The following is a 22508-nucleotide window of genomic DNA, read 5'->3' on the forward strand; positions in this document are numbered from 1 at the left end:
GCGACATCAGTCATTACCTGATGCATCGGTACAACTGGATTAGACCGCACCAATTCAACAACGGACTGGCCCCAGCTCAGGCCGAGAAAAAACTTAACGTCGTGTCCGGGATTAGTTGACCACTACATAAAGCCTCTGCTCGTCGTCGCTCGGGGTAAATGGGGTGGTCAGCGCATGGCGCTGGGTATAGGGCACGTACTCAAGTACATCCCTACGCAGGGTGCGCTTGATAAAGTGTTGCAAACGACGGCGTAGAGCTGCCAAGTCACCATCAGTGTTGTTGTACTGAGCACGAAAGCTGCGCTCATCGCCGAAGATGTCCTCGTCAATCAGCGAGCTGAGACCATACAACTCCATGAGTGAGTTCTGCAGCGGTGTGGCAGTTAGTAAGAGCTTGCGTCGCCCGGCCAGTGAGCGCTTGAGGGATTGCCCCGTTTCGTTGCTTTTTCTGTGGGCATTACGCAGCTTGTGGGCTTCATCAATGACGACTAGATCCCAGGGAATATTGCCTAGCTGCTCCTCCATACGGGCAGCGAAGTGGAGTGACATGATGCTGATAACGTCGCGGTCCAACGGATCGTAAATGCTGTCTTGGCGAAGCTGTTTCCAGGTGCGGGCATCCAGCACTTGAGCGGGTAAATTGAATTTGTCGGAAAGCTCCTGCGCCCATTGCTTGCGCAGTGCCGCAGGGCAGATAACCAAGAGGCGGCGACGGCGTTCGGCCCAGAGCTGTCCTAAGACCAGAGCGGCTTCAATTGTTTTACCCAGACCGACTTCATCAGCCAGCATCACGCCTTTGCTCAGTGGGTTTTGCAGGGCAAAAAGGGCGGCATCAATCTGATGAGGGTTGAGGTCGACACTGGCATCGAAAAGCGACTGGGAAAGCCGGTCCTCCTCGCTGGCTGCACGGCGACGTGTTAACTCCCAAGCGAAATACTTGGCGTGGTGGGGGGTGAGCGAACCTTTTGATTCAATGGTCGGCATTGATTGCTCTCGATGGTTTCTATCAACCTGTTCTGCTTCAAAGTGGCTTGGTATGCAGAGTTTTATTGAAACGACTATAGCCAGTTGCTTGGGAGTTACAGGAGATGGTTTTTTCGCTACCCGTTCTAGGTGGCTGATATTGCATGGTGTCGAGCTGTGTCAGCAGGCTGCCATGTTGAGCGTCTATCCGACAAGGTTTTCAGCTCAGCCAGGTTGTGCATCCCCAAGCAATGGAGGTTGTCCCTGCTTAGTGCGATTGCAACAACGTCGCTTGGCGGTTATTGCCGAGTACATGGTTTGTTCAACGAATGACGGGTAAGCCTAGAGCTTATTCAGTATGTGGTGGGGGTCTGGGATTTCGACCAGGTACGGAAACTCAAGCTTGAGCGCGTGATTGCGCCTGTGCCTGCGTGAGCTTGATATCCTGGGTCAAATGTCACCGCAGTCCGGATAAAAAAGAAAATAGCACTTGGCAGACAGGAGGCGCTTCAGCCTCCTGTCTGCCTTATGTTGTTTATCCGATTGTGGGGAGGCGCTTGAGCACCCAGTGAAAGACTACGAAGGCAATGCTTACTGCGATCAATATTGGCGGAAACCGCAGCATCAGAATCACAGCCAGCACTACCAGTGAAGCACTTGCCAATACACCGATGAAGGTGAGAAGTACGATCAGGAAACGTATCAGCGCCATGGGAGTCTCTTTGAATTGAGGCGATATTGGTTCATGTAGGGGGCGTAGCTGCCGCCCTCCTTGCTGGGGCGGCTTGCCTAGTGCATGCCAAGGGTAAAGCGCTTCTACGGATGTCTCTGTTCTGCCAGCGATACACAGCCCTCATCACCCACGACGACATGATCCAATATTTGGGTACCAATCATGTTGAGGGCAATTTTGAGGATTACGGCCAATGCGCGATCTGCTTGACCGGGCTTCGCATCACCGGAAGGACGGTTATGCACTAGGATCACCGCCGAAGCGTTGTGCTCCAAGGCGATCTTGACCACCTCTCGAGGTGACACGCAGGCAACTTCCAATGCGCCCCTGAATAGTTCCTTGAAGCCAATAACCCGGTGCTCGGTATCCAGCAATAACAAAGCGAAGACTTCGTATTCATGGAATTGCATTAGCGTTTGTAGGTGACTGAAGACGAGTCTGCGCTCAGTCAACGACCGTCCTTTAGACAGACGATACATTGCGAGTTGTTGAGCCATCTGCAGGATGTCGGCCTCAGTGACCGGTGACTCCATGACATAGGTGTCGGGCGTTTCGCCAACTTTGAGCTTGGGATATTTCATGCTGGTATTCCTATCCGAACGCGTAAAAATACTGGAGGGGCGGAGTTATTGGAGGGGGTGTGGGGAATAGATGATTCCGGACGCCCCTATAGGCGAGAGCGCTCGCGAGTGCTGTAGCTCGGTGGTTCAAGCAACGAGTTGTAAAGCTGCATCTAGTGCCTTTTGCTTGATTAATGCGCCTTGCCCAAACCACGCCGAATCCATTCGATACTCGGAGCTTGTTGCACGTCTTTCATGGTCCACGTATTCAGTCACTGCGTTCAGTAAGCCCCATGCTGTTCCGCGGGCAGACTCCAAATCAGATCCTCGGCCTTTACCTTCGTACAGGTTTTGTACCTTCTCCAAAGCTCGCTTGTTGGGCAGTACAGGGGGAATGGGAGCATGGGCGTTGGTGTCGCACAGCACGTCCATAAAGAAACCGAGGGCCTCTTTCGTCTGAACCTTTCGTTCGGCGAGGGTGCGCATCCGGTACATGAATTCGTCCCAATGCGAGACGGCGATGCCCAGTTGCTTTTTGACCGTTCGCGGATCAAAACGTGTGCTGTGCGGAGCCTTGATGGCGTGAGTGGTGCCGTTCAGGGAAATGCTCAAAGTGTTATTGCAGACCACGCGAACGGTGGTGGGAGTGGCGGTGGTCGCCAGTGTGCCGTCGCAGGAAGTTGCAAGCAGCAGATAGCCGTTTACCTGATCATTGCCTTTCAGAGCTGTTGCCTGACCGGTCTTGGCGAGTGCCCAGAACTTGCGACCACCTTTGAGCACGCCAGCAGTTTCCAACTCGTAACCCGAGAACTCCGTCAGGTCTCGATAGAACTCCAGAACGTCACGAGGCTGCACGACCTGATACCGATGCGAGACCACTGACAACGGTGCTTTGGTGTCGGAGCGGTACAGCACTTTTTGTTCCGGGAACGAGTGAGTGCTGCCCAGATGGCCAGCGGCATCGGCCTTGAAATGAACCGGGCTGTCCTGAATCTGCCAATTCATGCCTGCTTCACGTTGCCAGACTTCCAGTGGTTGTTTCGGTGACAGCGCAGAGCCCAGGCCATGCCAAGGGGTAGCGCCAACGTAAGCCATTTGTTCAATTAGATGAGCCATGGGAAAGATTCCTTTGGATGCAGGTCGGCATAAGCGCTGCGCAGAGCGCAGCACGGACCGGGATTAATGTGAGGGAGAGGAGTTGGTTGCTGATTAAGTAGGCAGGTTGAAGCGATGTCCGCAGACCAAGCAGAGATTGTTGGCCAGCACATGGCGATCCAGATTTTCGCCGAGTTGAGCGCCAAGAGCGCAGCCACGCACACCGGCAACTAGGCGTCCGAGGATGGCGCTGAAAACTGTACCGATAATGATGCCAGATGGACCAGCAATAGCGTCGAAAGTGGCACCCATTTGACTGCCGGCGAATGCGGGGTTCGCGCTTCGTGCAGCACCGCCGATGGAGCCAACAATAGCGCCAACCGTCATGGCTGTTCTGAGAGAGGCGACTTTTCTAGAGTTACAGCAAGGGCACTGAAATGACATGGTATTGGATTCCATGATGGATATTCAGTGTCGTGATATAGGTGTGAAATGCGTTTCAATGTGGCGTTTGAATGGAAGCGAGGAGTTGGTAATACCCCGAGCGGCCAGCGTTTTTCAGCCAAAAACGTGCGGAGTTAGTTCCTGTCAGCTACGTAGTTAGTTCCTATGGCACAGAAATGGCAAATTGCGAGCCACTGTAGGTTCTTGATCAACGGCTTGGAATGGATCGCATCGCAGGTAAAAAACTACGCGTGAGTGCTATGGCAAGTTCATTGACTAACCTTCCAAATAGCGCCTCCTGATTGATCAGTACGCTACCCCAAATGGGGTGCGACTCTGGAGCCCAGTCAGATACAGTCGGTGGACTTTTAACAAAACCAGCAGGGCTCACTCCGCTTTTCTCGGGGTAGGGGCGGAAGGCAATACCGGTGGTTTGTCGCCAGCCAGCAGCTCAAGCGGCTCTTCTGGGTAGATACCGTGCTCGCCACGCTCGTTTCTGAGCATGCTCCGGAATCTCGGGAAAAAAATACTTGTCGCTGTAGCCTTTTTGCAAGGGTGAGAGAGGCTTAAGGTTTCATCCCCGCTAGATATCCAACGAGAATGCAGTGATGAGCACACCGACTATTTTCTACCCGAAGATTTTGCGCCTCAAGCAATTAACCGAGCGTATAGGTCTAGGGCGGTCAACGATCTATGACCGCATGGACGTCCACTCCCCGAGGTACGACGCTACGTTTCCTAAACCGATCAAGCTGGGGGCTGCGGCCATAGGTTGGATTGATTCAGAAATCACTACTTGGATTGAGCAACGTATGACTGCCAAGGATATGCACTAATCATGGAAAGGCTGCTTAAGTGGTGAACATGCTGAAAAAAACCTTGCTGTTTAGTGCGGAATTCGAGCGCTAACTCTGTATAGCTTTTAAATACGTATTTTTGCGGCGAAGTGTACTGCTGGCAGTGCTTTGAATGCTGCTTGTCCGTCCTGATAATATTGGTTTATATGTTATTAGTTGTTGTTAGTTATATTGATGATTAAATATTGAGGGTGGCCATTGATAGTCAGTTGTTAGTATTCAGCCGATATTGATGAGTAGCAAACCTTGATAGTTCAATATCCTAGTGGTTGGTGGCGTATGCCTACTGATGGAGTGATAGAGCGACTTGATATTCAGTCAAGTCGATCGCTGTTGTTTCTAATGTATTTTTAATTAGTGGGTGGAGTGCCATGGTGGATATTGGTGAAGAGCGCTTTATGGCGTTAGCATGTAAGGAGGCAGTGGCGGTAGAGGGTGTTGGGGAGATGGGATCCCTAGACTTAAAGCTAATTTGCCTCTTGAATAATTCATCAGCTTTAGTACAGGAGCTTATTGAGTCGACGGGGGATGCATTTGGGATTACTCCCAAAGCTGATGGTATTGCTTGCTTGAGCGTTAACAAACCGGGAAGGATACTGAAAAAGATAGCCAACATGTCAATTCCTGATGATCCTCGGTTCAATGCTTTGTATAAGCTTGAGCCGTATGTCGGGATGGTGGTAAATCGCTTTAAGGAATGTGGTGTTCATCAAGTTTTACCTGCGGCGAGCTTGGATGCATATGTCGATACTGCTGTCTTGCGTATGAATTATTTAAATGATTTTGTGGAGGCCCTTCGTCAAGAGGTGAAGTCTACTCGGTTTCAATCTAAGCTCAACAGCTATCATCGGTCGAGCAATAAAAATTACAAAGAGCTAATGAAATACGTGGAGGTGTTGTTTGAGCGTTATTCCAGACTGCTGGTGCTGAGAGTTGATCTGTCCTATTCGAAAGAAAACTCCAATGTTACGCAGGCTGAAGCTAAGCGTGACCGAGAGCGGTTATTCCAAAACGCAAGATCGAATAATCTTTTTGACGCGATGGTGGGCTATATCTGGAAACTGGAGCATGGACCAGAAAAGGGGTTTCACTACCATGTTATGTTTTTTTTTGATGGGGCAAGAGTTCGAGAGGATGTGACTCTAGTCATGCGGATTGGCCAGTATTGGATGGATGTGATCACGAAAGGTCGCGGGCTTTATTTTAACTGTAATGCTGATAAGCGAAAATATAGAAAATGTGGTATCGGCATGCTCAACTACTATGATGAAACCCTGCGTGAAGGTTTGCGCGAAGCGGTAGTCTACCTTGCCAAGACGGATCTTTTTATGAAGCTACAGACTGAAGGGCGTGGTATGGGAAAAGGGTTGTACCCAAGCCCCAAAGACCCCCGTGGTAGGCCTAGGGCTGCCCCTCTTTCAAAAAACGCATGACCTAGGGGGGGACGCCGTCAAGGCCCTCAATCGAACTGAGGGCCTATGGTCACCGTCAAAGCCGTATTCGCGGCGTATCTAAATTTTTATTATTTTATTGAGTGATTTTTATTTTTCTCCCAAGCGCGAGCGACGAGCTTATCCTCACGTAACCAATCCCCTAGCCAACTTTCAATATTTGATACGCGTATGCGAGGGATTTTGTTTTTTTTGATAAATTCAGCCAAAGGCGGCTCAAGCGAAACAAGTACTTCCGACTTAGATGGCCAGCCTGTTTCTGGCCTCATCGCCACTAGCAATTTTGCAACTTCCTCTTTGACCAGTAACGTAGATTTGTTTCCTTCCATGGCATTTTTACTATTTTGCTTGGAGACTCTGTCAGACTCCATTTCGTTGAGGTGGGTGTTTATTTTTTCTAAAATACCACCGACTATCATCGTCGCATAATTGTTGAACGCCCAAGCTCGCTCATGGTTTTGTCCTTCCTCGGCAACGGTTGCCAGTTCTAGGTATAGGCTCGCATGCCTGACGTCTTGCAGTAGCATAGTGAATGCTCCGCTATGCTGACTTATCTCATTTTCCCAGCTTTGCACGAGCTCTGCTTGTAGCGCGACGTTGCTTGTGACTGCACGAATGTCCTCTAGAAGCTTGAGGTGTTCGCTGCGCTCAAAAAGCGGTTCAAAAAAATGCTCTCGGAGCAATAGTTTATTTCTGCCAATAGATGAGCTAATAGTAATATTGGTAATTTGCTCATTGCTTATCGTTGTGTATTGAGTTGGAGAGAATAGCGGTGGCTTAGCTTCTGTCATTCTCTATCTCTTGATGAAGGTTGTCAGGTGGTTGTCTGGAAATACTAAAGTCTGCAAATACCCGAGTCATTCGTAGAGCCAAGGTTTCAGCTCCTTAAGGTTCGTCACCACGATCTGCTGCGCCTCAGGATTTGGGTTGAGGTTTTTTGGATCGATTTGATAACGCTGCAGTATGTATTTCACCAACGCCCTACGACTCGGCACCATTAATTGGCCGTCAACCATGCCGAAGTCGGTCTCAATTATCGCCTGCTGCGCCTTGTTCAATCGCTCATCCGGAGCGATGACGACAGGAAGTTTAGTATTCCAGTCATCATCCATCGCGCTGAGGTTGTCAGACTTGCCGAGTAACCCCGGCTCACCACGCAACCGGCTGAGTACAAAGTCACGGTACTGCCGATTTTTTTCGCAGTACGCGCGCACATGCCATCGCATACCGGTGTAGATCAGCGTATGCGGAGCGATAAGGCGGATTTCGGTGTCAGGGTTCTTAAGCGAGACGTACTCGATTTCCAAGCGTAGTCCGTCACGACACGCCTTCAGCAGCGGACGCAAGATCTCGGGGCGAATTGAACGGTCCGGTACTTCCAGCACCTTAGTATGCGCATACGCTAGCGCCAGGCCTTCAATATGGGGCGCGCGCTCATTGTTCTGATTAAGGAGATGCAAATAGGCGCTGGCACTGTCGTCGATGAAAAGCGGTTTAAACACCTTGCTCGGCACGTAACCTTTTATTTTTTTGTCATATGTAAGGTTTTTAGGCGCGTGTTCGGTGATGTAGGTGTTGATGTCTTTTGATGCCTGTTGCCGGCTGATTCCGAAGCTCTGGATCAGGTGTCCCGTGGTAAGCCGGCCTTCCCACCAGGCCACGGTTTCGATCAAACGATAGCGAAGTGCCAGATCCCAGCGGACCTGTTCAATGGATTGCTTGCGTTTCATGTCCCCTCCATGTGCGTGAATACTTTACCTGTATAAGTCTACATTGTAGACCTGTCGCTTAACGCTACATATCGTGTGGGTGTCTTCGAGATTTCTCGAACTCACCAAGGAAGCGGACATGAACGTGTTAGACGTAGTTTCTATAGGTGCATTGATATTGCTGGTAGTGATCCTGCTGGTGCTGGTAATGCAGGCCCTGAGGTTACGAGAAATCTGGCAGATGTTGCTCGGCTGCCAAAAAACTGCGCGCTTGGCGAGCATCTGGGAACTGGAGAATAAAGAGCTGCGTTCGGCCTTGCGAGCGGAGAAAGAGCATGTCGAACAGCTCAAGGGGAAGGTGGTGATTTTACAGGCACTGGTACCGGCGGTTTGAGGTGGAATGACATGAACAGACTCGACAGAATCAAAGGTTGCTTGCTGGGTGGTGCCGTTGGCGATGCATTGGGTGCCCCAGTGGAATTCCTTGAATGGCCTGCCATCGAAGCGAAATTCGGCCCCGCTGGTATCATCGATTTTACGCTGGCTTATGGTCTCACCGGCGCGATTACCGACCACACACAGATGATGCTGTTCACCGCTGAAGGCCTGCTGCGTGCTTTTGTGCGAGGTAGCCTGGGGTATACCTGCCACGTGCCCAGCGTTATTCATCATGCTCTGCTGCGCTGGCTGATGACCCAAGACTGCCAGTCTGCAATACCTGTGAGTAGAGACGGCTGGCTAATCGACGAGCTCGCCCTTTGGTCCCGTCGTGCCCCCGGCACTACTTGCCTGAGCGCCCTCAAAGCCAGCACCCGACTCGGCATGCTGGCAGACAATGACAGCAAAGGTTGCGGCGCAGTCATACGCATCGCGCCCTGCGCCTTCTTCGGCAACGCTTTTGAATATGCCGCCGAATCCGCCCGCCTAACTCACGGGCATCCTACGGGGTACATGGCCGCTGGACTGTTCGCTGACATTCTCCAGCGCATGGTTGATCGTCAAGGCAGCCTGGAGCATGTGGTGACTGAAAGCCTAGCAAAACATGGGCAGAAAGTGGGAATTGAAGAGACCCGCAGCATGCTCGAACGTGTGTTGTTCTTTTTCTACGAAGACTATCGCCCGACGCCGCAACGCATAGCCGACTTCGGAGCGGGGCGGGTGGCGGAAGAAGCTTTGGCCATTGGGTTGTGGTGTGCCCTCAGCGCCGACTCCTTCGAACAAGGTGTGATCAACGCAGTGAACCACAGTGGGGACAGTGGCTGTACCGGGCTGATCGCCGGGCATCTGCTCGGTATTCAATATGGCCCAGTCGCGATCCCAGCGCGCTGGTATGAAAAGCTGGAATTACGCGACGTTATTGAACAAGTCGCCAAGGATATCGAAAGCGTACCTCGAGATTTCAGCGGGTACGGCGGGGATTTTGATTCGCAGATCGAGCAAGCCTATCCCCATCACTGAGAGGGAAGGTAATGCAAAACCCATTAAGTAAAGACGTGATGCTGGCTGACGAAGTCGGACTGAGTAAAACGATTGAAGTTGTCCAGGTGCTCTGCCTGCTGAGAGCCGTCGCTGGCTATTGTATCTGCCCAGCAGCACTGCGTAAGCAATGGGCACGTCAAGATGTGCACCACATAGTCGTTGTGGGTCAGGTACAGCGCCATCCAGCAAGCGACGCAGAATGTCGCATGGCTGGTGGAGCATGTTCCCCAGTATCCCAGTCAACCTGCGAGGAGTTCCCCATGAAGGAGTTGGTCTGCTTTGCCATCGGTTTGGTGATCGGTGCAGTGGTGATGAAAAAAAGCCAGGCGATCGATGAGCTGAAGAAAGAATTGGACCGCGAAAGGTTTCGTAACAGTCCTTCGAGCAGCCCCGAGCAGATATGAGGCTGCTATACGCTAATGGCGAACAGAGCTAGATAGTGTTAAAAAGCCATTAAATGGAATGTTCGCCGGGTATGTGATGCCCGCGAACCATTAGGTCAAGGTCGATTCGAGCACAGTCCCTCATGTCAGATCCCAAAGACAGGTTGTTCAGGCACCTAGCCTTGCTCCGCCTCATCCCGCGCGCGCCCAAGAGCATTTCCACCACAGAACTGCTGCAAAGACTTAAGGCCGAGAATTTCGACATTGACCGTCGGACCTTGCAGCGGGACCTCATCGGCCGCCTCGCTCTAGACTTTCCACTGCTCTGTGACGAAAGCCATCGCCCGTATCTCTGGAGCTTTCCCAAGGACACTCCACAATTCGACTTTCCGGCACTGGACACCCCCACCGCACTGGCATTCGTACTCGCCGAAAGTCACCTGAGCAAGCTGCTGCCGCCCAGTGTGCTGAGCCTGCTGGCGCACCATTTCGACCTGGCGCACCGGCAACTCCAAGGGCTAGAACATAATAACCTGGCGCACTGGGCCAAACGTGTACGCACTTTGCCCAACGGTAAGGCGCTCCAGCCCGCCGAAGTGGACTCGGCCATCTGGTCCCAGGTGGCGACTTCGCTACTGGAAATGCGACAACTGGAGATCGTTTATCTCAGCCGCAGCAAAGGCGAGCACAAGACCCTACGCATACACCCCGCTGGCATGATCTCGCGCCACTCCGTCAGCTACCTGATAGGTACTGTCGAAGGCTACACAGACGTTCGCCAATTCGCCCTGCACCGCATCCAGCAGGCTGCGTGCCTCGATGCGCCGACCCGCGAACAACCCGACTTCGAGATCGATCATTACATCCAGAGCGGCGGCTTCAACAGCTCCGGCCCGATCAAACACAACGAACTGATCGCCGACGTATCCCCGCATATCGCCTGGCTGCTGAACGAAACCCCGCTTAGCCCCGAGCAAAGCCTGAAGCCGTTGCCAGGCAGCGACTGGCAACGCCTGCGCGCGCGAGTGCCGGACGATCAGGAAACGCTTTGGTGGGTGTTCGGGCTGGGGGAGAGCGTTCACCTGCATGAGCCCAAACGTTGGGTAGATGTAATCAAAGAGAAGCTGACAAAAATGAGTGGGCTGTATACGCAACCTATGCAACACCACTCCGCCACCATTATCGATGCACACGCCTGCCAGGAGGCCCCATGAAGTCCCACGACACTTTTACGCCTGCTTCAACTGCGAGCGTGCAAGACGACAGCAGAGACGAAATCAAGCGGGATATCGGGCACACCGCAACGGCACTTTCCACGAGTGAAACCGTCAGCCGCTATGGCAGTGCCAATGCCGAGTTCGTCAAAGCCTATAGAGGCGTCGACAATGAAGCCGGGAAAGTACTGAGCAAGGGCCTGAAAGGCATCAGCCAGGAAAAAACCGGCGTCAAACAACGAGCGGGCTGGGCTGGCGAAGTTGCCGGTACCAGTCGTGACAACGCCGAAGCCATCATCAACAAATCTTCTGAGCGCACGATTCGCAGCGATGATTTGAAGCATTACGGCATTGATACCGATTCCAAGTACCGCGAAGCGGTGGATCGGGTCCGCGTGGATGAAAACGGCAAGATTATTTACGAAGCCCAGACCAAGTTGGAGGCTAGCGGAAACAAGGTTGCCAACCAGGTTAGTCATGAGGATCACAAGTACAGTAAATACTTCGGCAAAAAGCTGGAGCTACCCAGCGAACAGGTCGAAGACGCCAAGACTTACTGTCACAAGCGTGCAGAAGGCTTGAGAAAACACGCACTGCTGGCGGAGCAGAAGGGAAAACCGGAACTCGCCGAACAATTCCGCGACCGTGCCGACAGATTCGACAAGCTTGCCGAAGAAGACATCGTTGACCTTGGCTTCACTACCAAGCAGGCCATCGACTACGCTGAAAAGCCGCTGCGCGAGACGGTGAAAGATATCGCCCGTACCAGCCATCGGGCCGGTATAGAGGGCGCGAAGTATGGCGCGGTGATCGGTGGTGTTATTTCGCTGTTGACCAATGCGTTCAACGTCGCCCAAGACAAAAAGCAATTGGGTGAAGCTGCCCAGGATTTAGCCCTCGACACAGTTAAAGCCGGTGCCCTTGGATACACCACGGCTTTTGCTGGCTCCGCGCTCAAAGGTGGCATGCAACAATCAAGCAACCAAACCTTGCGTACGCTCGCCGGCACCAACGCTCCAGCGCTGGCGATCAACATCTGCCTGTCACTGGGCAGTTCGGTGAAACGCTACGTCACCGGCGAGATCAGCGAGGCACAATTACTAAGCGAAGTGGGTGAGAAAGGCGCAGGCATGCTTTCCAGCAGCATGATGGCTGCACTCGGACAATTGGCCATTCCCGTGCCCTTTGTCGGTGCTGCCATTGGCGGCATGATCGGCTACACCCTCTCTTCGCTCTTCTACCAAAGCGCATTGGACGCCGCCCGTGGCGTCGAGCTTTCCCGTCAGCAATTGGCACGCATTCGTGCTATTGAGGCCGCCGCCCGCGACCAAATTGCTGAAGAACAAGCGCAACTGAATGACTTCACGCGCCGCGAAATCCCCCAATTGCAGCAAGAAACTCAACACTTGTTTGCCATTGTGAATGTCGCCGGCAGCGGCAGCGTTGATGCCTTGGCAGCCGCTATTAATCAATACGCCACTTTGCTGGGAAAACAGCTGCAATTCCAATCAATTGAAGAATTCGACGACTTTATGGGCTCCGACAGCCCGCTGTCGCTGTGACCAACGTTGCTTGCCCTGACAATTCACCTGAAAAAAGGACGCCCCTACAATGCTGATCAAACTTCTGTCCGATTCGGACAAAAAACATCTGCTTGAACTTTCGAAACTGCTGGCCCTTGCCGACAAACCGCTGCTATGGGACGGAAAGACATCAGATGAATTCACTTCCAGTACCGATCTCAGTGCGCTTTCCATTCAGGAAGGCGCACAAGAGCGCGAGCTGATCGCCGAACTTGAAAAGTCTATCTCCCCTCCCTCCTCCACCGTTAGCTTACCTAGGATGATGAGGCCCGTTGACGTAGGGACACGACTCATCGAAGCCCTCAAAAAGTATCCCATTCCCAAAGCGGAAAAGCCTGAAACCCGCGTACAAGCTGCCACGACCGTTCTGAAAGAGATACTCAAAGGCAAGAAATTTGAGCTGCCGACCGCGCCCAAGGTCATCCTATTCGAGTTGCTATTGGTCGCCCTCCGTGACGGCACTATCACCAGCGTTGAATGGGCACTCCTCAAAGAGTTTCAGCTTCACCATCAATTGGAAGACTTCATTTTCGATGATCTCTTGGAGCGTGCAGAAACGCTGAATCAGGAAGTCAGCAAAACCATTTCGATTATTCTTGAGTAAGGAAACGACCATGCCTATTCCCCTGATCATTGGTGCTGTCGCAGCGGCTGCTGGTATTTACGGTGCGGCCAAAGGCGTCAGCGGTGCGATCGACCATAGCAACGCCAAAGACTTAAATAACGATGCACGCTCCATGGTGGATGCTGCCAACCACAAGGTGGAAGCGCAGCGCAAGGCCGCTAACGCCACACTGGAAGACTATGGCCAGCGCAAGCTGCGCGCGTTCAATGGTGTAATCGCCGAGTTTATTGAAACCTTCGAGCGCCTGAAAAACATCGAGCTCAGTCAGAGTCCAGAGTTGGACAAACTGAACGCTGGTGACTTTTCCAATAAGACCCTTGCTGGTCTGCGTCAAGACTATCAGGCACTCAAGGATGCAGGCCTCGGCCTGGGTGCTGGCATGGGTGGTGGTGCAGCGCTGGCCTTTGGTGCCTACAACGGCACCATGCTGTTGGCCACGGCCAGCACGGGCACGGCCATTTCCTCGCTCGGCGGCGTGGCAGCCACCAACGCCACACTGGCCTGGTTGGGCGGCGGTTCGTTGGCAGCCGGTGGTTACGGCATGGCCGGCGGCATGATGGTACTGGGTGGTATTGTCGCCGGGCCGGCGCTGGCCATCTTTGGCCACGTGCTGGGTAACAAGGGTGAAGAAGCCCTGAACAATGCCCGCAGTAACCTTGAGCAGGCCCGCACCATAAGCGATCAAGCCAATTTAATGGCCGGCAAACTGCAAACCATTGAGAGCGTGACCTCCCTGGCGAACACCACGTTCTCCAAGATTAGTTCGCAACTGCGCCGGGCCGTGAGCGAGCTGAAGAAAGTCATCGAGAACAATGGTGTGGATTACCGGACCTTCTCGGATGAAAGCAAGGAGGTCGTTTTCCGCTCGGTCAAGTTTGCTCAGTTACTCAAGGCCATGATCGACACTGCGATCCTGGATCAAGACGGAAATCTGGTACTGGCAACGGAAAAGCGCATCAAGGATGTCGCAGCCGTGGCGAGCGGGCAGAAAGCGAGCCTGGACACACCCTCTGCATAAAAACATTGCCCGCGTGTATGCGCGGGCAACTCCCCAACTGCTCCGGTTGCTTATGGCACTACTTCATCGCGGTAATACTTTTATATGCACAGCCATATCACGCCACCCTCCACCTTCCCATGCACCCAATGCGGGTTGTGCTGCAAGCACGTGCATGTGGCTGCGGAAACCCAATTTCTGGATCGTGGCGACGGCACTTGCAGGCATTACGATGCAACTAGCAAGGGCTGCACTATTTACACGGAGCGCCCGGACATCTGTCGGGTGGATAGGCAGTACGCCGTGCGTTATGCCCAGCATTACACCTGGGACGAGTATGTCACTCTGAATCTGCAGGTCTGCATGTATTTGCAGGCGCAAGAGGAGCCGGTAGTCCTTCAAACGATCAAAACATTGCCCATCCATTGATGACATAACTCAGATCTGAACTGTATCCAAGCTCCTCTTGTTCTCGCGTCCAGCTGAAGCGGAGTATTGCTTTACCATGCCCAGAAAAACTCATCAGGCAGTTGCCCCAAAAAGCTAGCTGTGATCGACCAGAACTCAGGCTCTGAGTCATTGGCTAGTCGCTACTCCACTTTCCAGAGAAAGGGTATTACGTGCAAAAAAGCGAAATGGGCTGGGTGGACTTCTCCGCTGATGACCGGGAACGGGTTAAACATGCTCTCAAACAGCTCGCCGAACCTGGCACTCTGGACGAGTTGGGCATTGGCAGCCTCCGAGACGGTTTCGCTGACCTGCTTTTTCCGGGTTTCTCCACCATTCAAACCCGTGCCAAATATCTGATCACAATTCCCAGGATGCTTAGGGACTATCTGGCGCTTCCAGTTGTAGTGCGTCGCCGCCAGTCTCCGGAGCAATATCTCGTGGAGCGTGAAAATAAACTCGCCGCTTCACTCACCAAACGCCATGTGGGTGAAGGGGTGACCGGGATTATTGGTTCGTCGATGGGTGAAGGGGAGGGTGTGACGCGACACCCGTCCTCGGTGTATTGGGTTGCATTGCGAATCTGGGGAATAGTCGCGACGACTGCTTCGCGCAATCAGTTTCTTCGATCGCTGCGCTCTGATGAGGACCCGCTTGGCAGCACCCTCCTCGATGAGGTGGATGACCAGGACGCAGGCTCATGGGGTAGTCGCATCAAACTTGATCGTTACGCGCACGACTGGTTCGAGAATGTTGGCATTCATTTGACGAATTCTGAAGCTGCCTTCCTAAGCGAAAAATTAAGAGCAGGGCCTTTCCATAGCTTGCCCACTCAGTTTGAACATCATGACCTTTGCAACGAGATGTTGGGCTACCGAAGTTTCCCCGCGCTGGCGGAGGGCATTCGAAACAAGACGGATCTGCCGGTTAAAACCCGCGATGCTGTTGAAATGGCCCATAGCTTCAGCGAGTTGATTTGCGGCGCTCATATCCGGTTCAACCACTTGGTTGCGGTCAAAGGCGGCCGTGATGATCTAATTACTGCCTACGGGCAAGAATGGGAGGTCTGGAGCCAGTCACCCCATGTGGGGCCTGAAAGCGTCGCACAATGGGTGCGCGAGACAGGGGCAAGACCGAATGTCTATACGCTGCAGTTTCTCAACGATTGGAGCGGGGCGGTGGCTAAAGGCGCAACGCTTTCAAGCCTAGATGAGCTCGTACGCCAACAGGCAGTTCGCAACAAGCGGGAGCGCTCAATCCTGAACAAACCCTTACCCAGAGAGTTCGGCTGGATAGGCATGAAAAGGCTGGATTATCGCTGGTCCCAAGTGCGGACAATACTTAGCGACATCCGCGAGGGCCTAGCATGCTAAATCCTCGTACCGATCGCTTAGATTACGGCGACAAGCTGCGCTCCCCTCCTGGGTTTGAGCTGACGTATGCGTTGGCCACCAGTTATTCACTCGAACTGGATACGTTGTTGTGCCTGCCTATGGCGTTATCGTTCGACGCCACCCTTGAGGGTGATTGGCGTGAAAAGGAGCTGGCATTGCTGGAAGCGATCGGCACCCTGAAGGGGCGGCTGAAGGTGTTTTTCCAGCAGGGCTGCATAAAGGTGCCGCGTCAGTTTCACAAGCTGTTCACTTTGCTTGAACCCTGCCTGGTGCCAATGGTTCCGACCCAGACCTACAGTTCTTTTCACCCCAAGATATGGCTGCTGCGCTTTACGAACGACTCTCGGGACGTTCATTACCGTCTTCTTGTGCTCTCCCGAAACCTAACTTTCGATCGCAGTTGGGATCTTGCAATAGCGCTCGAAGGCAGGCTGACCAATACAGTGAAATCGGAGAGCGAAAGTCAGGGATTGCTCGATCTCCTCGGTGATCTGGCGCCCCAGGCCAAGGACTTCGTCCAAGCGTTCAAATGCTTCAAAAAAGAACTGCCGAAGGTGGAATGGCAGCGGCCGGTTGGATTCCATGGCTTGAAAACCTTGGCTGGAGTGCACTCCCGGATGCCCCTGGACTTTGGTTCAGGGACCGACACAGTGTTGGTGATGTCGCCGTTCCTGCATGCCGAAGCGTTGACGATGCTACGGGCTAGAGGCGCGCGGCATTGGCTTTTCAGTCGTGCCGAAGAGCTCGAACGTCTCGGTGCCGCTCTGTTGGAAGGCTGGGAATGTTTTGCCCTCAACGCCCGTGTAGTCGAAGGGGAAGACGAACTGGAACACCGTAAGCCGCAGAATCTTCACGCCAAGTTGATACTCGTTCAGAACGGCGCGACGAGTCACTGGCATGTTGGTTCCGCGAACGCCACCAAAGCCGCGTTGGGGGGAACTAGTCCAGGTTCTGCGCGGAACACCGAATTCATGCTGCGTCTGTCCAGTTCCTCTCCAGAATATTGCGCTGAGCAGTTGAAAACCCAGTGGGTCGGTACTGCGGATAATCCCACCAGGATATTCCTACCCTATTCCTTTGATCTTTCGGCTGTGCGCGAACCGGCTGATGACGAGCTTGTCTCCCGTGAAGTGCTGCAGACGCTCATCAGCGCGAAATGGAGGCTTTCGGCGCATCCAGATGAAATGGGCACTTATACCTGCGCCATGGAGTGCAGTGCCGATCTGCTCGTACTTCCGATCGGTGTTGAGGTGCAGTTGTTGGCTGGGTCTAAGCGCCAACCACTGGCTGCACAAATTAGTTGGGAAGGTCTTGGGCTGACTGATTTGACGGCATTCCTGGTGCTTCGGTTAACTGCGAATGGGGAAAGCGTCGAACGAGTCGTTAAGGCTGAGCTGGATATCGTCGGCGGTGATGGTCGGGAGCGCCAGATTGTGGCCGGCCTTATCGATAGCCCTCAAAAACTCATGGCCTATCTGCATATGCTGTTACAGCCGAGTCGAGAGAAAGGCGAATGGCCTACCAACGATCAGGGCGGCACGATAAATACTCCAGCCGATGGACTCGAAGCGTTCATGAGTGGGCGGGTCTACGAGTCACTGCTTCGTTGCGCGGCCCGAGAGCCAGAGAGGTTAAACCGCATTGAGGCAGTACTGGAGCATCTGCGAGAAATCGAGGACCGGATACCGGCCGACTTCTCGACATTATGGAAGCACTTCAAACCCTTCATGGTTAAGGAACGATCATGAGCTCAACAAGCTATCTGCCGGGCTCTGCTCACCACCAGCTTGCCGCCACACTGTCGAGCCTAAAGGATTTCCAGCGGGCAACCGTCGATCGCATCATCGGGTTGTTTAAGAATCCAGAACACAGCCAGCGAATTTTGGTAGCCGACGAGGTAGGTCTGGGAAAAACCATCGTCGCCAAAGGCGTGGTCGCCTCGCTGTTAATGGAGTGGCACGAATCACGGCCATTCAGGGTCACCTACATCTGTTCAAATCTGGCGCTGGCTAGTGAAAACCGTACCAAACTTGCTGTTTTCAAAAAGAACAGCCAGGCCAGATTCGTCCGAGAGCCGGCTTACTCACGACTCGCTGAAGTAGCCCTGTTACCGGAGGCGAGCGCCACGGATGATGCCCTGCTTGAGTTCTGTACGTTAACTCCCAGCACTTCATTTTCGATGACCTATGGCGCGGGTAACCGAAGAGAACGTCTGATCATTTTTGCTGCGTTGTTGAAAGATCCTGAAATAGGTCCTTTGCAAGACCAACTCTCGGATCTGTTTCGCGAGCGAGTACAAGATGTGAATGGCTGGGTGTCAGATCTGAAAGCCATCAAGGCTCGCACTCTAGATGTTCAGGTGGTGGCTGATTTCCACCGCAAGCTACGCAGCACGAAAGTCCCGTGCGAACGCTCGATGCTGGAGGTGTTACAGCACATTGCCCAATTTGGGGTAGACCGTGATAGGTCTGAAGAGCGCGGTATATTGCGTGAGATACGGCTAGTGTTTGCTCACTGCTGTGCCGCGCAGTTGAAGGCTGATCTCTTTATTCTCGATGAGTTTCAACGCTTCGATAGCCTCCTGGACCAGAGCGATGAGAACGAGCATTCACTGATCGCCCAGCAGGTTTTTCGCAATCGTCGTCGCGACAAGATCCTGCTTCTGTCCGCAACGCCGTTCAAGGCAATGAGTACAATCAACGACGATGAAAACGATGACGGTCACCTGATCAAGCTTCAGCAGATACTTCGGTTTCTCAATCTGACACCACTAACCACCTATGAACCGGCGCGAAAGTCGTTGCAGTCGGAATTGATGCGTCTGAGGCAACCCGGTATCAAGGTCGACCAGCTTTCATCTGAACCACGCCATGCCTTGGAAGAGCTGTTGCGCCCATTGATCTGTCGTACCGAACGTAGCCAGATCGCCGGTAAAGGTGACGGGTTGACAGCGGACTTCGAGATTGACTGCACTGCCGAGGTCAGTCCCGATGATGTACGTGCCTACATTGAGCTTGATCAGCTCAGTAAACAACTCGAGCAGAAGGCTCAGATTCGGGTGTCCGGGCAGATGATGGACTTCTTCAAATCCGCTGCATGGCCACTATCGTTCAGTACTGGCTACAAGCTACAGGAGGTATTACAACGCTGTTACCAAGCTGAAAATCGGGATGTTTATCGGCAGGTAAGGCGTAGCAAGACGTTATGGCTACCTCGGGAGCGGGTTGCCAGCTATCAACTGAACGTTGCGCTTGAGGCACCAAACCCGAGCTTTCGAGCATTGACGAAACATCTGTTCACCAGCACCCGAAAAAATGGGCCCGAGATGCTTTTGTGGGTCCCACCCACCCGCCCGCATTACCCTTTGGCAGGCTTTTATTCCGGGCATGAGAACTTCACCAAGACCCTGGTCTTCTCCGCTTGGGCGATGGTCCCGCGCATGATGAGTGGGCTGCTCAGCTATGAGGCGGAGCGCCGCGCATTAGGCAAGCGGGCGGCGAAGCTAGAGTATTTTCCAACCAGAGGGCGTGGCGATGACTATACCCGGACCAGCCAGCACCAGGAGACCCATAGACTGTTCCGCCTGGAGTCCTGTGATCTCGCTATCTGGTCACTGCTCTACCCTAGTAAAATGCTGGCGAAACTACCTTTGGATGTAGGCGGGGCTTCACTTGAGTCTCTGATTGCCTCGCGCATCACGCACTTCAAATCGCTGCTTGCGCCGCTAGGGGCGGGCCATGCGGGCACGCGGAATCAAAACCACTGGTATCTACTCGCGCCCATGTTATTGGACCAGTGCCATTTTTCGGGTTGGTGTGAGGCTTGGTTGGCGAGTGAAGAAATTGCGCCAGAGCGTGCCGAAGAAATTCAAAAACGACTGAACAATACGAATCTGCTTGGCGTCATGCCCGATGATCTGCCGGAATATTTGGCGTGGCTATCCGTTGGCTCGCCCGCAGTATGCGCTTATCGAGCGCTGCTGGTATCCGGTAGGGAGAGCGACGGGCACCAACAGCAAGCAACCCAGGTTGCCCACTCGTTCATGACATTGTTCAACACCTTGAATGGCAGCGCCGCCATCCGCCGTATGCCTGATCGCCAGCACTGGTGGAGCATGGTTCGCTATTGCGCAGAGGGCGGATTGCAGGCCGTACTCGAAGAGTACTTTTATATGCTCGCGCCTGAAGGCAACGCTGAGAAAGTCGTCGAGGCGGTCAGCAACGTTTTGCATACCCGCGCTTCGAGCGTCAAAGTCTGGAAGGCGGGTGACAAGACCGATCACACGCATCTGCGCTGTCATTACGCTGTGCAACTCGGCACACAGAGCATCAGCGATAGTAAGGGACAGGAACGTGTGGTCAGCATCCGAGAGAGTTTCAACTCGCCGTTCCGTCCATTTGTGCTCACCTCCACGTCCATCGGCCAAGAAGGTCTGGACTTTCATTGGTATTGCAGTGACATCGTGCACTGGAACCTGCCCGGTAATCCAATCGACCTGGAACAGCGGGAAGGTCGCGTGAACCGCTATCAATCGCTGGTCGTGCGTAGGCGTGTAGCCCAAGCACTTGCTGACCACCCTGAGGCGCCTCAAGGATGGCACGCTTTGTTTGAAACGGCTGCAGGGCAAGATCGGAGCACTGATCTCGTACCTTATTGGCACTACCCAACCGGCGACGCCAAGATTCGCCGCTTGGTGCCAATGCTTGCCCTCAGCCATGAACATCAGCGATATCCGCAGATGTTGAAAATACTGTCGTTGTATCGACTGGCGTTCGGGCAGCCTGGCCAGAGTGAGTTGGTGGCGTATTTGAATGGTTTGAATCTCAGCGAAGGGGAGCTTGATGAACTCAAACAGCGTCTGATGATTCAGCTGGCACCAGTATTGTACGGAGGCGGGGGGCAATCCGGTGAGTACCAGCAAGCGTCGTACTCCCAAGAGCCGATTTATGCAGTGTGATCATTCGAGGTTTTCAGTCACTGGATGTGTTACCGGCAAATAAGGATGGGGCGCCAGGACTGTCTGTCACAGTGCCGGAGGGGGACAAAAAATGTGGTCGAGCAGTACTTGTAAGAATTAGGCCAAGTGTGAGACTTGGCCTGATATGGGGAGTATTCAGATAGCCTTATATTTGCCATAGAAGGGCGGCCTCTGATTGAGTTTGTCGTCATAGCACCCGTATGTTTTCAAAGGATCAACAGAGAAAGATGGGTTGTGTCAGTCTCAGGCATTGGCTCGCAGTAGCTGCTGCTTTCTTCCCGAAGCCGGATTAGCGGCTTTTTCGAGATCGACAATTGGTTTGCTGAAGAAGTCGGCCCAATCTGACATAAGTGCACGTCGCTTATCGAGAAAGTCGGAGCGAGAGTAGGCCCCTTCAGTCTGATCCCGCTCATCATGGGCTAGGGCCATTTCGCAAACCTCGCGTGGGTAGTGAGTACATTCACCGGCCCAGTCTCGAAATGAGGATCGAAAGCCATGTCGCGTGATGTGTTCGTATCCCATTCCATGAAGGAGCGTGCGTATGGCATTTGCGTGCATTACCCCGCTCTTGCCCTGGCCTGGGAATAGATAAGGACTTCCCTCATTTCGAGGAATGCTCTGCACCAGCGTTACGACTTTATCGGCAAGTGGGATTACGAATGCTACTCGCATCTTCATGCGCTCATCTGGCAGCGACCACGTAGCAGCTTCCAAATCAAACTCATCCCACCGTGCAAACCTCACCATATGGGCTCGTGCACTGGTGAGAATGAGCAATTGAGCAGCCAGTGACGCTGGTGTGTTGCTTGCTCTGAGTTTGTTCATTAGTGCTGGCACGTCCTGCCATCGCAGCGCTTCAAAGTGCTCGCGTTTCCGTGCCTTCTTCTTTTCAGCGCGACTCAACAGATTGTCTAGGTGCCCACGCCAGCGAGCAGGGTTTTCGCCTTCTCGTAAATTCCGTGCCTTGGCGGCGTCCAGAACCTGCTCAATCTGCCCTCGTACCTCGTCGGCCGTTCTGGTCTTGGTGGTCCAGATGGGTTGCAGCACCTTGAGCACTTGGGGCGTGCCTACTTCCTCGGCAGACAGTTTGCCAATATGGGGAAGCGCATACAGCTCCAGCTTCCGTAGCCAGCCCTTACGCCACTTCTCTGACCAGGTGCCTCCGTGGGCCTCGCAGTATTCTTTCGCGAGCGTCTCGAACTTCAGCTGTTTTGCCTCGCTGGTTCGTTGGGCTTCGCGTTGAGCGGCGCGCTCGATGTCGCGAGCGGCTAGAGGATCTACACCATCGCTTAATTGACTGCGTTTGGCGCTGGCTTCAAGCCTCGCTTTCTTTAAACTCACTTCAGGGAATGAGCCCAGGCCCATCTCCCTACGACGCCCCGCTAGTTGAAAGCGAAGCAGCCAGGATTTACGCCCGGTAGGTTTGACAACCAAGCGAAGCCCATCACCATCTTCATAGGTGCCGGGTTCGGTTAGGTTTTCGACTTGTTTCGGATTCAGCTTACCCATTGGATTTCCCCTTTCGTCCCTTTTGTCCCCCCACCTGTCCCCCCACTTCATCGTCGGATGAGGTCAAATGGCGTTGAACACCATCGG

General features: G+C 53.3%; 21 protein-coding genes. 13 read left to right on the top strand and 8 right to left on the bottom strand.

What is annotated here, in order from left to right:
* Positions 1-111: 111 nt before the first annotated feature.
* From BVK86_RS25535 to BVK86_RS30240, 5 genes are all read right to left on the bottom strand, one after another.
* A complete protein-coding gene (locus BVK86_RS25535; protein WP_231977846.1) occupies positions 112-984 on the bottom strand; it encodes a DEAD/DEAH box helicase in 873 nt (290 codons plus the stop codon).
* Between the two features lie 514 nt (positions 985-1498).
* The gene (locus BVK86_RS29885) at positions 1499-1675 is read right to left on the bottom strand and encodes a hypothetical protein (RefSeq protein ID WP_167371520.1); all 177 of its coding nucleotides are present in this window, start codon (positions 1673-1675) and stop codon (positions 1499-1501) included.
* Between the two features lie 104 nt (positions 1676-1779).
* Positions 1780-2277, bottom strand: a complete 498-nt coding sequence (locus BVK86_RS25540) for a JAB domain-containing protein (protein WP_075949024.1) — start codon at positions 2275-2277, stop codon at positions 1780-1782.
* Positions 2278-2403: 126 nt separating this feature from the next.
* Positions 2404-3372 (bottom strand): DUF932 domain-containing protein, encoded by a 969-nt coding sequence (locus tag BVK86_RS25545; protein ID WP_075949025.1) that lies wholly within the window; start codon positions 3370-3372, stop codon positions 2404-2406.
* 93 nt (positions 3373-3465) lie between these two features.
* Positions 3466-3795: a hypothetical protein gene (locus BVK86_RS30240; RefSeq protein WP_075949026.1), complete on the bottom strand. Its 330-nt coding sequence runs from the start codon at positions 3793-3795 to the stop codon at positions 3466-3468.
* Between the two features lie 608 nt (positions 3796-4403).
* On the opposite strand from BVK86_RS30240, the gene BVK86_RS25555 reads away from it, so the two are divergent.
* Both BVK86_RS25555 and BVK86_RS25560 read left to right on the top strand, forming a co-directional pair.
* Positions 4404-4631: a helix-turn-helix transcriptional regulator gene (locus BVK86_RS25555; RefSeq protein WP_075949027.1), complete on the top strand. Its 228-nt coding sequence runs from the start codon at positions 4404-4406 to the stop codon at positions 4629-4631.
* A gap of 395 nt (positions 4632-5026) precedes the next feature.
* Positions 5027-6085 carry a YagK/YfjJ domain-containing protein gene (locus tag BVK86_RS25560; RefSeq protein ID WP_170287967.1) on the top strand — a complete coding sequence of 353 codons (1059 nt, stop codon included), beginning with the start codon at positions 5027-5029 and terminating at the stop codon, positions 6083-6085.
* 89 nt (positions 6086-6174) lie between these two features.
* Here the strand turns inward: BVK86_RS25560 and BVK86_RS25565 are convergent, their stop codons facing one another.
* Both BVK86_RS25565 and BVK86_RS25570 read right to left on the bottom strand, forming a co-directional pair.
* Entirely contained in the window at positions 6175-6894 is a 720-nt protein-coding gene (locus BVK86_RS25565) for a hypothetical protein (protein WP_075949029.1), read from the bottom strand.
* A gap of 66 nt (positions 6895-6960) precedes the next feature.
* A complete protein-coding gene (locus tag BVK86_RS25570; RefSeq protein ID WP_075949030.1) occupies positions 6961-7833 on the bottom strand; it encodes a helix-turn-helix transcriptional regulator in 873 nt (290 codons plus the stop codon).
* Positions 7834-7951: 118 nt separating this feature from the next.
* Here BVK86_RS25570 and BVK86_RS25575 point away from each other — a divergent pair, with 118 nt between their 5' ends.
* The 11 genes from BVK86_RS25575 to BVK86_RS25625 all read left to right on the top strand — a co-directional run bounded on the left by BVK86_RS25575 (position 7952) and on the right by BVK86_RS25625 (position 20891).
* Positions 7952-8206: a hypothetical protein gene (locus BVK86_RS25575; protein ID WP_075949031.1), complete on the top strand. Its 255-nt coding sequence runs from the start codon at positions 7952-7954 to the stop codon at positions 8204-8206.
* Positions 8207-8217: 11 nt separating this feature from the next.
* Complete coding sequence (locus BVK86_RS25580; RefSeq protein ID WP_075949032.1) at positions 8218-9270, top strand: ADP-ribosylglycohydrolase family protein; 1053 nt, start codon at positions 8218-8220, stop codon at positions 9268-9270.
* Between the two features lie 11 nt (positions 9271-9281).
* Entirely contained in the window at positions 9282-9695 is a 414-nt protein-coding gene (locus tag BVK86_RS29625) for a DEAD/DEAH box helicase (protein WP_139315805.1), read from the top strand.
* Between the two features lie 122 nt (positions 9696-9817).
* Positions 9818-10888, top strand: a complete 1071-nt coding sequence (locus BVK86_RS25590) for a helix-turn-helix transcriptional regulator (protein ID WP_075949034.1) — start codon at positions 9818-9820, stop codon at positions 10886-10888.
* On the top strand, positions 10885-12450 hold the full coding sequence (locus BVK86_RS25595) for a hypothetical protein (protein ID WP_075949035.1): 1566 nt from the start codon (positions 10885-10887) through the stop codon (positions 12448-12450). Before BVK86_RS25590 ends, BVK86_RS25595 begins: the two co-directional genes overlap by 4 nt.
* Positions 12451-12499: 49 nt before the next feature.
* Entirely contained in the window at positions 12500-13075 is a 576-nt protein-coding gene (locus BVK86_RS25600) for a hypothetical protein (RefSeq protein ID WP_075949036.1), read from the top strand.
* 10 nt (positions 13076-13085) lie between these two features.
* Complete coding sequence (locus BVK86_RS25605) at positions 13086-14114, top strand: hypothetical protein (protein WP_017849559.1); 1029 nt, start codon at positions 13086-13088, stop codon at positions 14112-14114.
* Positions 14115-14198: 84 nt separating this feature from the next.
* Positions 14199-14522: a YkgJ family cysteine cluster protein gene (locus tag BVK86_RS25610; protein ID WP_075949037.1), complete on the top strand. Its 324-nt coding sequence runs from the start codon at positions 14199-14201 to the stop codon at positions 14520-14522.
* A gap of 191 nt (positions 14523-14713) precedes the next feature.
* Positions 14714-15913 (top strand): DUF6361 family protein, encoded by a 1200-nt coding sequence (locus BVK86_RS25615; protein WP_231977847.1) that lies wholly within the window; start codon positions 14714-14716, stop codon positions 15911-15913.
* Positions 15907-17682 carry a phospholipase D family protein gene (locus BVK86_RS25620; protein ID WP_075949039.1) on the top strand — a complete coding sequence of 592 codons (1776 nt, stop codon included), beginning with the start codon at positions 15907-15909 and terminating at the stop codon, positions 17680-17682. Before BVK86_RS25615 ends, BVK86_RS25620 begins: the two co-directional genes overlap by 7 nt.
* Entirely contained in the window at positions 17679-20891 is a 3213-nt protein-coding gene (locus tag BVK86_RS25625) for a DEAD/DEAH box helicase (RefSeq protein WP_075949040.1), read from the top strand. Before BVK86_RS25620 ends, BVK86_RS25625 begins: the two co-directional genes overlap by 4 nt.
* Positions 20892-21155: 264 nt before the next feature.
* Here BVK86_RS25625 and BVK86_RS25630 read toward each other — a convergent pair whose 3' ends face one another.
* Entirely contained in the window at positions 21156-22421 is a 1266-nt protein-coding gene (locus BVK86_RS25630) for a tyrosine-type recombinase/integrase (protein ID WP_075949092.1), read from the bottom strand.
* Positions 22422-22508 lie beyond the last annotated feature (87 nt).

This window comes from Pseudomonas reinekei (assembly GCF_001945365.1).
In the GTDB taxonomy this organism is placed as follows: domain Bacteria; phylum Pseudomonadota; class Gammaproteobacteria; order Pseudomonadales; family Pseudomonadaceae; genus Aquipseudomonas; species Aquipseudomonas reinekei.

Coding starts and splice junctions, on each gene's coding strand:
- BVK86_RS25535 (WP_231977846.1), bottom strand. CDS start 984: ATGCCGACCATTGAATCAAAAGGTTCGCTCACCCCCCACCACGCCAAG.
- BVK86_RS25570 (WP_075949030.1), bottom strand. CDS start 7,833: ATGAAACGCAAGCAATCCATTGAACAGGTCCGCTGGGATCTGGCACTT.
- BVK86_RS25600 (WP_075949036.1), top strand. CDS start 12,500: ATGCTGATCAAACTTCTGTCCGATTCGGACAAAAAACATCTGCTTGAA.
- BVK86_RS25605 (WP_017849559.1), top strand. CDS start 13,086: ATGCCTATTCCCCTGATCATTGGTGCTGTCGCAGCGGCTGCTGGTATT.
- BVK86_RS30240 (WP_075949026.1), bottom strand. CDS start 3,795: ATGTCATTTCAGTGCCCTTGCTGTAACTCTAGAAAAGTCGCCTCTCTC.
- BVK86_RS25580 (WP_075949032.1), top strand. CDS start 8,218: ATGAACAGACTCGACAGAATCAAAGGTTGCTTGCTGGGTGGTGCCGTT.
- BVK86_RS25555 (WP_075949027.1), top strand. CDS start 4,404: ATGAGCACACCGACTATTTTCTACCCGAAGATTTTGCGCCTCAAGCAA.
- BVK86_RS29625 (WP_139315805.1), top strand. CDS start 9,282: ATGCAAAACCCATTAAGTAAAGACGTGATGCTGGCTGACGAAGTCGGA.
- BVK86_RS25625 (WP_075949040.1), top strand. CDS start 17,679: ATGAGCTCAACAAGCTATCTGCCGGGCTCTGCTCACCACCAGCTTGCC.
- BVK86_RS25620 (WP_075949039.1), top strand. CDS start 15,907: ATGCTAAATCCTCGTACCGATCGCTTAGATTACGGCGACAAGCTGCGC.
- BVK86_RS25630 (WP_075949092.1), bottom strand. CDS start 22,421: ATGGGTAAGCTGAATCCGAAACAAGTCGAAAACCTAACCGAACCCGGC.
- BVK86_RS25565 (WP_075949029.1), bottom strand. CDS start 6,894: ATGACAGAAGCTAAGCCACCGCTATTCTCTCCAACTCAATACACAACG.
- BVK86_RS25575 (WP_075949031.1), top strand. CDS start 7,952: ATGAACGTGTTAGACGTAGTTTCTATAGGTGCATTGATATTGCTGGTA.
- BVK86_RS29885 (WP_167371520.1), bottom strand. CDS start 1,675: ATGGCGCTGATACGTTTCCTGATCGTACTTCTCACCTTCATCGGTGTA.
- BVK86_RS25540 (WP_075949024.1), bottom strand. CDS start 2,277: ATGAAATATCCCAAGCTCAAAGTTGGCGAAACGCCCGACACCTATGTC.
- BVK86_RS25590 (WP_075949034.1), top strand. CDS start 9,818: ATGTCAGATCCCAAAGACAGGTTGTTCAGGCACCTAGCCTTGCTCCGC.
- BVK86_RS25610 (WP_075949037.1), top strand. CDS start 14,199: ATGCACAGCCATATCACGCCACCCTCCACCTTCCCATGCACCCAATGC.
- BVK86_RS25545 (WP_075949025.1), bottom strand. CDS start 3,372: ATGGCTCATCTAATTGAACAAATGGCTTACGTTGGCGCTACCCCTTGG.
- BVK86_RS25595 (WP_075949035.1), top strand. CDS start 10,885: ATGAAGTCCCACGACACTTTTACGCCTGCTTCAACTGCGAGCGTGCAA.